General features: G+C 41.5%; 18 protein-coding genes. 9 read left to right on the top strand and 9 right to left on the bottom strand.

From position 1 onward, the window contains the following. Positions 1–353: 353 nt before the first annotated feature. The 5 genes from AACU32_RS30205 to AACU32_RS30225 all read right to left on the bottom strand — a co-directional run bounded on the left by AACU32_RS30205 (position 354) and on the right by AACU32_RS30225 (position 4,228). Positions 354–1,592 carry a hypothetical protein gene (locus AACU32_RS30205; protein ID WP_096605219.1) on the bottom strand — a complete coding sequence of 413 codons (1,239 nt, stop codon included), beginning with the start codon at positions 1,590–1,592 and terminating at the stop codon, positions 354–356. Positions 1,593–1,725: 133 nt separating this feature from the next. After that, positions 1,726–3,126 (bottom strand): hypothetical protein, encoded by a 1,401-nt coding sequence (locus AACU32_RS30210; RefSeq protein ID WP_096605221.1) that lies wholly within the window; start codon positions 3,124–3,126, stop codon positions 1,726–1,728. A 152-nt stretch (positions 3,127–3,278) separates the two neighbouring features. Further along, a complete protein-coding gene (locus AACU32_RS30215; protein ID WP_096605223.1) occupies positions 3,279–3,494 on the bottom strand; it encodes a helix-turn-helix domain-containing protein in 216 nt (71 codons plus the stop codon). A 59-nt stretch (positions 3,495–3,553) separates the two neighbouring features. Next, positions 3,554–3,760, bottom strand: coding sequence for a helix-turn-helix domain-containing protein (locus tag AACU32_RS30220; RefSeq protein ID WP_339378381.1), 207 nt, complete (start codon positions 3,758–3,760; stop codon positions 3,554–3,556). A 324-nt stretch (positions 3,761–4,084) separates the two neighbouring features. After that, positions 4,085–4,228: a hypothetical protein gene (locus AACU32_RS30225; protein WP_339378382.1), complete on the bottom strand. Its 144-nt coding sequence runs from the start codon at positions 4,226–4,228 to the stop codon at positions 4,085–4,087. A gap of 53 nt (positions 4,229–4,281) precedes the next feature. Between AACU32_RS30225 and AACU32_RS30230 the strand changes: the two genes are divergently transcribed. Next, the gene (locus AACU32_RS30230; RefSeq protein WP_096605227.1) at positions 4,282–4,533 is read left to right on the top strand and encodes a hypothetical protein; all 252 of its coding nucleotides are present in this window, start codon (positions 4,282–4,284) and stop codon (positions 4,531–4,533) included. 129 nt (positions 4,534–4,662) lie between these two features. After that, the gene (locus AACU32_RS30235) at positions 4,663–6,042 is read left to right on the top strand and encodes an aminopeptidase P family protein (RefSeq protein ID WP_096605229.1); all 1,380 of its coding nucleotides are present in this window, start codon (positions 4,663–4,665) and stop codon (positions 6,040–6,042) included. 80 nt (positions 6,043–6,122) lie between these two features. Here AACU32_RS30235 and AACU32_RS30240 read toward each other — a convergent pair whose 3' ends face one another. Then, positions 6,123–6,764: a Uma2 family endonuclease gene (locus AACU32_RS30240; protein WP_096605231.1), complete on the bottom strand. Its 642-nt coding sequence runs from the start codon at positions 6,762–6,764 to the stop codon at positions 6,123–6,125. A 292-nt stretch (positions 6,765–7,056) separates the two neighbouring features. Between AACU32_RS30240 and ffh the strand changes: the two genes are divergently transcribed. The 7 genes from ffh (at position 7,057) to AACU32_RS30275 (ending at position 11,766) form a co-directional block, all read left to right on the top strand. Then, positions 7,057–8,520: a signal recognition particle protein gene (ffh, locus tag AACU32_RS30245; RefSeq protein WP_096605233.1), complete on the top strand. Its 1,464-nt coding sequence runs from the start codon at positions 7,057–7,059 to the stop codon at positions 8,518–8,520. Positions 8,521–8,960: 440 nt separating this feature from the next. Beyond that, positions 8,961–9,224, top strand: coding sequence for a 30S ribosomal protein S16 (gene rpsP / locus AACU32_RS30250; RefSeq protein ID WP_096590652.1), 264 nt, complete (start codon positions 8,961–8,963; stop codon positions 9,222–9,224). Then, positions 9,184–9,627: a KH domain-containing protein gene (locus tag AACU32_RS30255; protein WP_096605235.1), complete on the top strand. Its 444-nt coding sequence runs from the start codon at positions 9,184–9,186 to the stop codon at positions 9,625–9,627. The genes rpsP and AACU32_RS30255 overlap by 41 nt, the downstream gene beginning before the upstream one ends. Before the next feature lie 62 nt (positions 9,628–9,689). Beyond that, positions 9,690–9,830, top strand: a complete 141-nt coding sequence (locus tag AACU32_RS30260; protein WP_339378383.1) for a hypothetical protein — start codon at positions 9,690–9,692, stop codon at positions 9,828–9,830. 56 nt (positions 9,831–9,886) lie between these two features. Further along, positions 9,887–10,063 (top strand): 30S ribosomal protein S21, encoded by a 177-nt coding sequence (gene rpsU / locus AACU32_RS30265; protein ID WP_086682879.1) that lies wholly within the window; start codon positions 9,887–9,889, stop codon positions 10,061–10,063. A 271-nt stretch (positions 10,064–10,334) separates the two neighbouring features. After that, a complete protein-coding gene (locus tag AACU32_RS30270; RefSeq protein ID WP_096605237.1) occupies positions 10,335–11,288 on the top strand; it encodes a PhoH family protein in 954 nt (317 codons plus the stop codon). Positions 11,289–11,361: 73 nt separating this feature from the next. Continuing rightward, the gene (locus AACU32_RS30275) at positions 11,362–11,766 is read left to right on the top strand and encodes a ChuX/HutX family heme-like substrate-binding protein (RefSeq protein ID WP_096605239.1); all 405 of its coding nucleotides are present in this window, start codon (positions 11,362–11,364) and stop codon (positions 11,764–11,766) included. 401 nt (positions 11,767–12,167) lie between these two features. Here the strand turns inward: AACU32_RS30275 and AACU32_RS30280 are convergent, their stop codons facing one another. The 3 genes from AACU32_RS30280 to AACU32_RS30290 form a co-directional block, all read right to left on the bottom strand. Continuing rightward, positions 12,168–12,722: a protoglobin domain-containing protein gene (locus AACU32_RS30280; protein WP_096605241.1), complete on the bottom strand. Its 555-nt coding sequence runs from the start codon at positions 12,720–12,722 to the stop codon at positions 12,168–12,170. Positions 12,723–13,073: 351 nt separating this feature from the next. After that, a complete protein-coding gene (locus AACU32_RS30285; RefSeq protein ID WP_339378384.1) occupies positions 13,074–13,529 on the bottom strand; it encodes a roadblock/LC7 domain-containing protein in 456 nt (151 codons plus the stop codon). Positions 13,530–13,627: 98 nt separating this feature from the next. Continuing rightward, entirely contained in the window at positions 13,628–13,768 is a 141-nt protein-coding gene (locus tag AACU32_RS30290) for a hypothetical protein (RefSeq protein WP_339378385.1), read from the bottom strand. Between the last annotated feature and the right edge of the window lie 380 nt (positions 13,769–14,148).

The raw sequence follows: 14,148 nt of genomic DNA on the forward strand, positions 1-14,148 counted from the left end.
ATTCGTAATTCGTAATTCGTAATTTTTGGGTTTAATTCCCCTTTGTCTATACGTGGATTTGTTTGAGTCAGGTGTAGCACCTGTCTGTAGGAGCGGGGAAACCCCCATTGGTGTCAACTTAACGTGAAAGCCTTATCAGGAATTGATTTTGAATTAAATCGCCTACGATAAAGATCCGCGTTACCCCACCCCAGTTTTGTCTAAAGCCAAAACGTCCCCTCCCCGCAAGCGGGGAGGGGATTAAGGGGTGGGGTAAAACGCCTGTGGGACAAGCCTTTTAGCTTAAGTTGACACGTATGGGAAACCCCGCCCTTTGCTTTGCTTTGCTTTGCGACAATCTCGTTTTTAGCTAATCACAAATTAATCGCATCTTGCACATGACCACAATGTTTACAATGCGGTAAATGCTTGTAAGTCAACTCGTGACAATTTTGGCACTCGACATATTGATAATAACCACAATGGGGGCAGTGGCTATCGTGATGCCGAATTTTTTTAGCGCAGTTGATACAGCGAGATTTTTGTACTCTATTCGCTGCTTGTACTTTAGCATTAAAAACAAATTGCTGAAAGAATTTAATAATGCCAAAACCAATCAATGGAATCAGCAAGATGTAAATGTAACTAATTAGGAATAGCAACCCGCCAAAAATCGCGTTAATGATATCAACCAGGAATTTAAAGATTACGCCGATTTGCAGAAATTCAAAGATTTTGAGAATTAAGGGAATAAAAAAGATAATCAATAAATGCCAGCTAATTAACGAAATCAGTCCATATCTGCGGCGTTGAGCAAAGTTGTGAACTGAGAACGCAATGAGAATTAGCGGCAGCAAAAACAGCGATTGGAAACCTAGTTGAATGCTAGGATACCAAAATGATGCTTGTTTGTAGCCTTTTTCAACTTCAGTGAATTTATTCTCATCTTTGAGAAAAGCTAAATAACTAACACTCTCTGGTTTTGATGTTAATTGAGTTTTCAGAGTAGAAATTTCCGCCTTTAGTGTAGCAATTTGGCGATTATTTTCCTCTAAATTCTGTTTAGCCTTTTCCGCAGCTACTTGATTAATTGACTGTTCGCGAGACTGTCCGGCGATTTTTTCTAACAGCGTTGAGTCATATTGAGCGCGAATAGTCCGATTTTTTTGTTCTAGGTTACTGATTTTCGCTTGCTGTTGATCAATGTTTTTGACAATTTGTTGATTGGCAGAATTTGTAATCTTATTTTTAACATCAGCGTACTGTAAGCAAGTCGAAGAAACTTTCCCTAAATGTCCAGTTTCAGCTTGTTGATAGGTTTGCTGAAAACTTGGTTGATTCAGGTTGTATGGCAATCCCTGTCTAATAACTTCATAGTCTTTATCTTGAGTGTTTTTTGTGCGATAATTTTGCCACTCCGAATAACATGGATAAGCTTGATTAGGGCTGAGATGCCATCTACTGATATCATCTAGTCCAGTAAAAACATTAACTAAGATAAAAATATCAATCAAAATAATGACAATCAAACTCACTGTATTTAGCGGTTCGTTGTTGATTGTCCTTGATTTACGAAATAGCTGATTTAACAGACGGCGGATTCTGGCAAACATTTTATTATTTCACATAGTAAAAATTCAATAAATTCGTAGTCAGGACTTCAGTCCTGAATGTGTCAGCCCTGAAGCATTAAAGTGCATACTACGAATTTATTAAAGCGATAGACGAATGTTATTTATTTGACAGTTACTTGTCATGCTCTGTTGGTACACTTTGCCAACTATACCAATGTAGCACCGCTAGCCAAACTGCTGAAAGTAAGCCAGCTAGGCTGAGAGTAAGGCCGCTGTATGGTACTAATAATGCAAATATAGGTATGACAGCACCAGCAATTGTACATAGGATCGCAGCTAAGGAAGCACGACGATTTGACCCCAGTCCCCACATTAAGGTGAGTAAGACAAGGGAAATCATTGTCCAAACTAACTGCGGATTAATTAAGCGTCCTAAATAAGTTAAAGTTAACAGACAAGCAAAGAAAATTCCGCCGGCGATCGCTACATTTTTTAAATTCATGGGTAGGGATAAATAAAGCAATATTATCCACCACAAAAATACTGCTGGCGCTAATAATAATAAGCGTGGTATAATGCCTGTGTTGCGCACTGGGGCAGTGTTGGTAAAAACGCCAAAAGGATTTTTTACAGAAACATTATCATCAAATATCCAAGTAAATTCGGTACTACCTCGTTCAGTTTTAATATTATTAGGTACAATCCCACTAGCAAAATCAACTGGGCTAAAGTTGGCAATTGTTGTTAAGCGAAATTTAGACAGTAACTGTCCAGCAGCGTTATAAACCCAACGCGGCCCGCCTTGGGCTTGATAGGTAACTTTAAAGGTAGTTTCTGCGCCAGGTTCTAAGCGGAAGGGAAAGCCATAATCACCGGGATTTCTTTGTTGTAATTGAGTGCCATCTCGCTCTACTTTATATCTAGCTAGTAGTGAGTAAGCGTTAGGCGGTGGTGCTTCAAAGAAAAAACTATTAATATCTGTAAGTGGGTTATTAACTTTGTATTCAGCAGTATAATCTACTTTATAAATAGAACTGCGACCTTTCACATCTACACTTTGATCAAGCTTTACTTTAATTTGCGATCCAGCTAATGTTAACAAGCGATTGACTTGTTGAGTGTCATTGACTTTAACTATTTTGTCTTTAACTCTAGTTGTATAGGTGTATGGTTCTGACGCTACGTAGCGAATTTGCGGTGCAGTTTGTTCTAGCTTATCACCAGCAACACTTTCCGCGACTTGTGCAACTTTTGCTTGTTCCCAATGGTGGTAACGATTGCTCAAAGTTGAACAGAGAAAAAATCCTGTGATTAACAGCACTATAATTAAAGCTAAATGCTGTAGTCCCTTGAGAATTTGCGCGTAATGAATCGCCCATTCACCAAAGAAGAGTGATTGCTCTGTGGGATGTCGGCGTAGAGAAAAACTAACTAGAGCGATCGCTATCCCTAACGCTATAACTAAAAATACAATTAATAGAGAACCTTTAAGTGCTTGAGTGCCAAATTGCACTAGCTCATGGGGATGTGTTAAATCAGGTAATCCGGGAATACCTTGAGCAGAAGAATTCATTGATGAGTATTTGGATACTTTGTACAACCAGACAGATGTCTTCTGGTAAAAGTTTCTGGTAGATACATAGACGCAAAGCGGTGAAGCAGTGGCTCCCCAACCTACGCGGGTTGAGGTTTTTGGCTCTAACACCAAGCGTATTGAGACATCGCCTACTCTTCCAACAATTCCATCAACTCTTCAATCGTGACATCAAACGCACGAGCTATCTTATAAACTGCGCTTAAATCTACTGTGCTCATTCCGTCATCGCGGCGAGCATAGCTTTTAACTGTGTTGTAGTTGACTCCAGATTGATCAGCAACATCTTGTAGCGTCCAACCCCGCTTCTGGGCTAATTCTCTAATTCGCAGCTTAACTCGTCCCATCCATGTATTGATAAAGGTGAGTATTCACCTTTAATTTAACACACATCAAAGGCGATCGCCTACTCTTCGACCACTTCTATTAAATCTTCCATTGATACACCAAAGACACGCGCTAGCTTTAGCACAGAAATTAAATTAACCATTGCCATTCCAGGAGAATTTGCGTAAGTCGCAACAGTACTGTAAGGGAGTCCAGAACGCTCAGATACTTCCTTGAGTGTCCAACCCCTTACCGCCGCAAGTTCTTTAATCCGCAACTTAAACACACATTATCCTGGCTTGACAGTATCGAGATTTCGATTTTTAATTGTATTAACACCAAAAATCGAAATCTCGATTTTTGGTGTAGACACATCAAAAGCGATCGCCCGATGAGCCTGGAAAACTTAAGAGCGATCGCTATTCCTAACAAATCCCACGAAGTGGGGAGGATTGCTCTATGATATCAACGTCCGAGCCAAAGTCAAATACTCACCCTTGGTGTATTATTCGGCAATTACCAAATATGCAAACAATAGTAGTTGCTAGATTTCATCGACGACAAGATGCAGACGGTTATTTACAGGTTTTGCGGCGATTAGTGCCGAATGTCAGCCATGTAATTGTATTTGACGCAATGATTCAAGCACAATTGCACGGGTATTAGAAAGCTTCCGGTGAGAGGAAGCGATCGCTTTATTGGCTTGATAGCCCAAAGGCGATCGCTCAATAAACATAATGGTTCTGAAACACATATTTAGTTTATGTTTGATAAATGAGCAAACTTTTTGTTTAGGAGTTCCAATCAATGGTAAATCATAACCAACAATTGAGTCTAAAAATCCTTGGTGTCATTTTTGCGGCTATTAACTTTGTATCACTTTCTCTAGGATTAATCAGCTGCACTAATGAAGTAAGGAACCCACTAAATCAAACTGAGCAACAAAAGGAACAGTACAAAAATCAATCTAAGCAACAGCGTGAATCAAATCAGAAGAATGACGACGATGATCATGATGATGATGACAAAGATGAAAAAGACGATGACGATAAAAACTAATTAAAAATGCACTCCTTGAAGAATGTTTCAGTCAGAATCTAGATTGCTGACTGAAATTTAAATTCCGTGGAGACTAAAAAGTATTAGATTTTTTAATTCATAATTTTAATAAAAGCTGAGGTTCTATTTATGTTTATGCCAAAAACCTCTAATTCTTTAGTTGAGATCCTACGCCAAAGACGGCAAAGACTAGCTAGCCTGATTGATTTTCCCGCAATTCTTTGGTCAGGAAGCAGCAATCCCCGGAACTTTCCCGCCAATGTTTTTCCTTTCCGCGCTAGCAGTCATTTTCTCTATTTTGCTGGACTACCCTTGCCAAATGCTGCAATTCGCTTAGAAGCAGGGAAGCTGGAACTTTTCATGGACGATCCTCAACCTAGCAGCGCCTTATGGCATGGAGAAATGCCCAAGCGTGAGGAAATCGCCCAGATGATTGGGGCTGATGCGGCTAAACCAATGTCAGAACTAGAGTTTTTGGTAGCAGAAGCAGCCACGATCGCAGTCCAAGATGCGGCTACTTGGACACAGCAATCCCAGCTATTAAATAGATGGGTTTTACCGCAAAATCCGCCCCAAGGAATTGATTTAGAGTTAGCCAAGGCTGTTGTTGCTTTACGCCTCACCCATGATGCAGGCGCGTTAGCTGAGTTACGCCAAGCGGCGGCGGTGAGTGTGGAAGCCCATAAAGCAGGGATGTCCGCTACACTTGTTGCAAAACGGGAAGCAGAAGTTCGTGGGGCGATGGAAGGAGTAATCATTGCCCAGAATATGACTACTGCTTACAACAGTATTGTCACAGTCCACGGTGAAGTTTTGCACAACGAGCATTATCACCACCCCCTGCAACCAGGCGATTTACTACTGGCTGATGTTGGTGCGGAAACTGAAACAGGCTGGGCGGCTGATATTACCCGTACTTGGCCTGTGTCTGGTAAGTTTTCATCTACCCAAAGAGATATTTATGATGTCGTCCTAGCCGCCCATGATGCTTGTATTGCCAAAATCCGCCCTGGCGTAGAGTATGGGGAAATTCATCTGTTAGCAGCCACAGTGATTGCCGAAGGATTAGTGAATTTAGGCATTTTACAAGGAAATGCTGAAGATTTAGTCCAAAGAGATGCCCATGCTTTATTTTTCCCCCACGGTATTGGTCATCTTCTGGGCTTAGATGTCCATGATATGGAAGATTTAGGCGATTTAGCAGGGTATGAGGAAGGGAGAAAAAGAAGCGATCGCTTTGGCTTAGGCTACCTGCGTTTAAATCGTCCTCTGCGTCCAGGGATGTTAGTTACAATTGAACCTGGTTTTTATCAAGTGCCAGCAATTTTAAATGATGGTCAAAATCGCTCAACATATCAATATACAGTTAATTGGGAGCGCCTATCCCAATTTGCAGATGTCCGGGGAATCCGCATCGAAGATGATGTTTTAGTTACAGATGAAGGCAGCGAAGTTTTAACAGCCGCGTTACCTAATGATGCCAATGCTGTGGAGGAATTGATTGGTTAATGGTTCGATGATAGTTTTGTAGTCAGCACTTAAGTGCTGAAAAATCTCTGACTAAAGTCCTGACTACGAAATCATGAAGCTCATTTATTTTGCTGAATTTGACTTTTAATCCAGTTGCGAAATTCCCTTATCAAATCTAAATAATCCTTTTGTCCAACTTGCTCTAAAAAATTAGAAATTTCTGGAAGCGGCAAATTTGGAAAAGCTAAACTACGATCAACAGCTATATATTTTTTATTTTGCAGTATATTTATACTAAAAAAATTACCGTCATACCGCCATATTTCAGGCACACCCATATCAGCATAAACTTCAAAACGATTTGTAGAACTGCTGGTAATATCAATTTCCACAACTAAATCTGGTGGTGGATCTTGCGGCAAATTTATTCTTTTTTTACCTTTAATTACATTTATGTTTCCAATATAAAAGCATTCATCTGGTTCTGCACCACTAATTTCTGGACGCTTGAAAGTGGTAGAACCAAGTGGTTCAATCCTAATTTCTAGTTCTTCAGCTAAAGTTTCAACAAATCGACCCAAGATTTTTTTATAACTTTCATGTTCAGGTGAAGGAACCATAATTTCCAGAGTACCGCGATTATAGGTAAGCCTTAGGCGGCGACTAGCGCTAAGTTCAGTTAGCAAGTTCTCATAAGTTTGCCAACTAATACCTGACAGGTGAATAATTTCTGTGGTTTGGATGAGAGTGTTGCTAGTCATAGCGATATGTCATCTCTAGTCTCGCTGTACAATAGCTATTCTTACCTTCACTGTACTTGATTTATAGGGGCGACGCTTTTAGTTAGCGATGAATAACTGCTCTAGTGTTAACTTGACATTTGTCATTTCTTTGCGTCCTCGCGTCTGGTTGTCTCCCCAATCCTACTTTTCCCCCAATCCCCACAGATAGGTATACCCCTGCTCAAGTTGGTGAGAAAACTACTAAGCTAGTAAATAGCACGTTAAAACTCTACCGAAAATTTCTACTGGCTTACTATCTGTAATCGAAATTATGTTTGATGCATTAGCTGACCGTTTAGAATCTGCCTGGAAGAAACTGCGCGGACAAGATAAAATTTCTCAGTCCAACATTCAAGATGCGTTGCGAGAAGTTCGCCGCGCTTTGTTGGAAGCAGATGTCAACCTCCAGGTAGTCAAAGATTTTATTAGTGAAGTCGAAGCCAAAGCACAGGGATCTGAGGTGATCTCTGGCGTGCGACCTGACCAACAGTTTATCAAAATTGTTTACGATGAACTGGTGCAGGTGATGGGGGAAGAAAATGTTCCTCTGGTAGAAGTCGAGGGAGAACCTACCATTGTGCTAATGGCTGGGTTGCAAGGTACTGGTAAAACCACTGCTACTGCTAAGTTAGCTTTACATCTCCGTAAATTAAATCGTAGTTGTTTGTTGGTGGCTACAGACGTGTATCGTCCAGCCGCGATCGATCAGTTGGTGACCTTGGGTAAGCAAATTGAAGTCCCAGTATTTGAACTGGGAAGTGATGCAGATCCAGTAGAAATTGCTCGCCAAGGTGTAGAACGCGCCAGAGCGGAAGGCGTAAATACGGTAATTATTGATACGGCTGGTCGTCTGCAAATTGACGAAGACATGATGGCAGAACTGGCCAGGATTAAAGACATAGTCCAACCCCACGAAACTTTGCTGGTTGTGGATTCCATGACTGGTCAAGAAGCCGCAAATCTTACCCGTACCTTCCACGAAGAAATTGGGATTACTGGGGCAATTCTGACCAAACTAGATGGAGATAGCCGTGGTGGTGCTGCACTGTCAGTGCGGCAAATTTCCGGTGCGCCCATTAAGTTTGTGGGTGTGGGTGAAAAAGTCGAGGCACTGCAACCATTTTACCCAGACCGGATGGCATCGCGGATTTTGGGGATGGGCGATGTCTTGACCTTGGTGGAAAAAGCCCAAGAAGAAATAGACTTGGCAGATGCCGAGAAAATGCAGGAGAAAATCCTGTCGGCAAAATTTGACTTCACCGACTTTCTCAAGCAATTGCGCCTGCTGAAAAACATGGGTTCGCTGGGTGGAATCATTAAGATGATTCCGGGGATGAACAAGCTTTCTGATGACCAGCTAAAGCATGGAGAAAGCCAGCTAAAACGCTGTGAAGCCATGATTAACTCCATGACTCGCCAAGAACGCCAAGACCCTGATTTATTAGCCAGTTCTCCCAGCCGCAGACGGCGTATTGCCTCTGGAGCAGGCTATAGAGAAGCAGATGTCAGCAAATTAGTAGCTGATTTCCAAAAAATGCGATCGCTCATGCAGCAAATGGGTCAAGGTCAATTCCCCGGTATGCCCGGAATGTTTGGTGGTGGTATGGGTAACGCCTTCGCAGGAGGAGGTAATCGTCCCCCAGCCCCAGGATGGCGCGGTTACACCAACAACAACCCCGGCGCAACGAAAAAGAAAAAGAGTGAGAAAAAAAAGAAAGGCTTCGGGAATCTTTAGGCAACAGTCCACACTTCTACTTGGCAGTAGTTGAATCTCAACTTCTCTGCGAGACGCTACGCGCTAAGCGAAGCTATGCCGAAGGCTTTACGCTCGATTACCGCGTAGCCTAAACTCAGTGACCATAGTCAAAAGTCAACAGTCAAAGGTCATCAGCCTAAACAACTGACAAATGACAAATGACAAATGACAAATGACAAATGACAAATAGCAGTTAATGCCCAGCAAGTGCTAAAATTAGCATTCCAGGATGGAAAATTGTGCCTAAAAGAAGTAGAGCCTCAATTTATCGGCAACAGCCAAAGATAAGTTTTTGGCTCATTAAGGTCAAAAACTACAGATAACAAAGTCTTTTGACTTTAGACTGTGAACTTTTGACTTCTACAAAGCGGCACTTGCTTTCAACTGATATTTACAAACAGGAGAACGATTTTTAAATCATGATCAAACTGCGCTTGAAGCGATACGGTAAAAAGCGGGAAGCGAGTTACCGCATCATAGCTATCAACAGCCTCGCTCGCCGCGATGGTCGTCCCCTAGAAGAACTGGGATTTTATAACCCCAGAACGGATGAAGTAAGATTGGACGTTCCCGGAATCGTCAAGCGACTGCAACAAGGCGCTCAACCCACTGACACCGTCCGTCGCATCCTAGTAAAAGCCAATGTTTTTGAACAGGTCAGTGCCACAACAGCCGCATCATAGTGTCGGAAAACAATCCCCCACAGCCAGCCCCAATTATGAGGGGTTGGTGAGGTTTTTAGTGCAGCCGTTTTTAGAATCTCCAGAGTCTTTAAGCGTCGATTGTGAAATTTCTCAAAGCCTGCAAAAGGCTTGGATTCGCATCGCCTTTGACAGCACAGATAAAGGAAAAGTCTTTGGTCGGGGAGGACGCAATATTCAGGCGATTCGTACAGTAATTGCCGCAGCGGCCGATGTTGCTGGCCAATCAGTATATCTGGATATTTATGGCAGCAGCGCCTCACGAGAAGGTGCATCTTTTGATGAAGACCGGGAAGAGCGATTACCGCCACCCAAATCAAGGGACAGACGTGGAAACGGAAACGGAAACGGCCCCAGACCCATCGCTAAACCCCGCACTCGCTAGGTTCAAACTTGAGAGCCAGTCTGGGCGGTTTATACTCCGCTCAGACCTTCTAGTAGATAGCAATGGTTAAAAAACGCCAAATTTGGTACTCTGGCATCAGTGGTGTTAGGCATCGCCTCACTAGAGAAATGCTCTCAATCCTTTTGAGGATTAAAAATATGGGTGTTTATCATCAGGAGAAGCGATCGCCATACTGCTTGTAGTTAGTGATAATCATAAATAACTCTGAACAATCTCTTTCAGGAGGTGAAACCAGGGAGTGGCTGAAGTTCGTTTAGGTGAGAACGAGTCAATAGACTCAGCGCTGAGACGTTTTAAAAAGAAAATTCAAAAAGCCGGAATTTTGTCAGAAGTTAGACGCCGGGAAAGGTACGAAAAACCTAGTTTACGACGCAAGCGCAAAGAGGAAGCTGCACGCAAAGGTGTCCGCTACTAAATTAAAGTGGTGTCTTTGGTGAATGTGGTTAACCTAAATCAATCATGCAAGTTTAGGTTTGAAACTATTTTGAGAGCAAACCTACAAAAAGTAGAGATGTGATTAATCGTATCTCTACTTTTCCCCTTGAAGAGGGGTTAGGGGTTAGGGGCTAGCGAGATAAATGACAACTGACAACTGACTAAAAACTCAGAATTTTATATTTAAACAAGAAAATTTGTCATAGTTTTGCTGAAATCTGATAAACACTCCTCATATATTAAAAAATACTATGGCAGAGGCCTACAAAATTGAGCTGCCGGATGTTCCGAGTGCGATCGCTCTAGCTGGAGATGGAGAAGAAAATCTCAAACTTTTATCCCAGCAAACAGGGGCCAGCTTGGTATTACGCGGACAGGACTTACATATTTCGGGAACACCAAAACAAGTTGATTTAGCTTCGCGATTAGTGCGATCGCTCGAAGACCTCTGGATTAAAGGTAATACTATCTCTAGTGCGGATATTTCCACAGCCCGTCAAGCATTAGATACCCATCGAGAAGGGGAACTGCAAGATTTACAAAGAGATATCCTTGCCAGAACTCGCCGGGGTGAAGAAATCCGCGCCAAAACCTTTCGCCAGCGACAGTATATTGATGTCCTACGCAAACGTGACCTCATCTTCTCTACTGGCCCTGCTGGGACTGGTAAGACTTTTCTCGCCGTTGTAGTCGCCGTTCAAGCACTCCTCGCCAACCAGTTTGAAAAGCTAATTTTAACTCGTCCTGCGGTCGAAGCTGGCGAAAAACTCGGCTTTTTACCCGGAGATTTACAACAGAAAGTCAATCCCTATCTCCGCCCACTTTATGATGCTATTAATGAATTTATCGATCCGGAAAAAGTACCCAATTTAATGGAACGGGGTGTAATTGAAGTCGCACCACTTGCTTATATGCGGGGACGCACCCTAAATAACGCTTTTGTCATTGTCGATGAAGCCCAAAATACTACACCTGCACAAATAAAAATGGTTTTGACTCGTTTGGGCTTCCGTTCGCGTATGGTAATTACAGGTGACATGACACAAACCGATTTACCAATAAACCAACAATCAGGTTTAGCAGTAGCTTTACACGTTTTAAAGAACGTTGAAGGCATAGCTTTTTGTGAATTTTCTCAAAAAGATGTCGTGCGTCATCCCCTAGTTCAGCGCATCGTCGCTGCTTACGAACAATATGAAAAATAGTCATTAATCATCGGCTAATCTCCAAAAGCAAATGATAAATGAGAACTGACAACTGACAAAGGACAAATGACAAATGACCACAACATTAAAAGAATTTTTAGCAGCTTGCGAAAACTTAGGAACTTTGCGTTTAATAGTAACTAGCAGTGCTGGTGTATTAGAAGTCAGAAGCAAGCTAGAAAAGCTATTTTATGCAGAATTACCCAAGGGTAAATATGCCAATATGCACACCGAAAATTTTGAGTTTCACTTGAATATGGACAAAATTACTCAAGTGAAATTTGAAACGGGTGAAGCGAAAAGAGGTAACTTTACTACCTACGCTATCCGGTTTTTAGATGAAAAACAGGAGCCTGCTTTAAGTTTCTTTCTCCAATGGGGTAAGCCCGGAGAATATGAACCAGGTCAAGTAGAAACTTGGCAAGCTCTTAAAGATCAGTATGGAGAAGTTTGGCAACCTTTACCAGCTGAGATTTAATAATTACTAATTCGTAATTGGGAGCATCCCAATTTTGCCCTGAATAAATTTGTAGTGGGAGCATCTTGCTCCCTAAGGTATTTGAAGCACCCTAGAGAGCGATCGCTACTAATTCGTAATTCGTAATTCGTAATTGGGAGCATCCCAATTTTGCTCTGAATAAATTTGTAGTGGGAGCATCTTGCTCCCTAAGGTATTTGAAGCGCCCTAGAGAGCGATCGCTACAAAAAAATCAATTTACACATTTGGGATGCTCCCTTCATAATACCCTTTGGGAAACTACCCAAAGGGTATATACGTAATAAGTAATTATTGCCGATATCACCTGTCTAAAACAGTCATGAATTACCAATTACTTACGAATTATTTTAAGTGTTACTTGAAACTTTCCAAATATGCTCTTACATAGCTTTAGCACCGCTAACAATTAAGCGCTTAAACAGTCCTTCTGACCAGCCTGTTTCTCGCAAAACCGCCGATGAAGATACTTCTATATAAGCTTGCTCAATGAAGGCTAAGTCAATCATACACATACGACCAAGAGCATCTTTGAGATTTGCACTTTTGCCATCCTTTGTAAGTTGCTTGCCTACTTCATATATTACCGTTGCCATTGCTGGGACAACTTGTAGAGGCCCTATCCCGAGGCGGACATGAACTAGACCAATTTTCCAACGGCGTTCTGCATACGCATTACCCCAATCATCCATACCTGTAAACATTTCGTGAAACCATTGAATAAAAGTTTCATGTAGGCGATGCATACGCTCTTCACTATGATGTAAGATTGCATTCATTTCTGGATCGCGTCCCAAGTACGTATAAAAGTGATCCGCCATCTCTGAAGCTGTTTTTAACCCCCAATCTGCTTGAGATTTAAGTAAGTCTTTATCCTCAGATGTCAAACCAATACGCTTTTCTAAAGTAGACATAAAGGTATGTGGATCTAAAGTCATGATGCAAATTTCCTAAGAATCAATCAAAACTAGATAAGACGAGATGTTCACAGTAAACATGGCAAATTAGTAAATTGTGAATTCTCCAATTTAGATATATTGATAAAATTCACAATTGATAAATTTACCTAATAACAATACTGCAAAATCCAGAATTGTTATTTCCTGTGTAAATTGGATACTTGGATTTAGATTATCGAGAAAAATAATCATCCAAAAATCAGCGTATGAGCTAATACCAATTCGTAATCAACATGAATTATTTGAGATGAAGCCATTCGGATATAATCTATATTTTCCGATGACAATGTCTAACCGAATTTTAGTAATTGGTATAATTTGAGTTGAAAATTAAGCCACTAAAGGCGCAATTTGAGAAACAGCGCGTTTGATTTCTAGGAACAATAAACCCTGTTTAACGGCGGCGTTAGCTAAAACTAATAAAACTGCATCTGGTCCACAGCTAACGACAATTCCAAAACCTTTTTCGCCTTCAACAACAATCCGGTCAATAGTTCCGCGAACTAATTCGCTACCTATACGTTCGCCTAAAGAAAGCATCGCTGCTGACATGGCGGCTGTGCGGTCTTCATCCATCTCATTAGGTAGTACTGAAGCTAAAGCGAGACCGTCAGGACTGACTAAAGCTGCTCCTTGAATGTGGGATGTACCACTAACAAATTCTTGTAGAACCTGTTGTAACATGGAAATGTTAATCATGGCTTTTTCTTCAGTAATTGTTGGGATAATTTGTTGATTATTTGTCTGTGAATTTATTGGCAAAACACGGTTTTTGCGCGCATCCATGAACATTTGGCTAAATGTCCTGGGGAGTAGCTTGAGGATATTGCCCAAATGCATTGAGGCTGATCTGCTAACTACAATATCGAGGGTTTCATACTTTCTCAAGTAAGTACTTTTAAAGCCTCCGTGATTGAAGCTTTTTGAGTAGGATTCACAACCGTTAAAGGTGGTTTTTTGCTTGCACTATGCAATTCCAAAGCGATCGCAATCTCTTCTGGCTTCGCAGCACTGGGACAATCCATGCGAGTTAGTCCTCTAAGTATGGGAATTTGCACCCTTTGATTGACAAAGTCGAGAATCTGAATGTTTGCGAATCAAGCTATTTTTCCCTGCACCTACGCTAAGTGCGATCGCAATACGTAGGATTTCCATCTCAATTTATCCCAGGATCATACTTCTATAGCCCTGGGGATAATTGCAGCCCTACCTTCTATGAGCGTAAAAGCAATTGGAATTGCCCACACTGATATCAGGAGTGCAAATATACTCTGCAAGCACATCAGTACTTACAGTATGCTCTGAGAATTTTGACGTAACTATTTTTCAGCGAAGATGCAATTCACAAAGCGATTGCATCCGTTATTATGCACCCTGAAATCAGTCCATCAGTATTTTATCGGAT

Origin of the sequence: Calothrix sp. NIES-2100, assembly GCF_963875285.1 — a bacterium.
In the GTDB taxonomy this organism is placed as follows: domain Bacteria; phylum Cyanobacteriota; class Cyanobacteriia; order Cyanobacteriales; family Nostocaceae; genus Aulosira.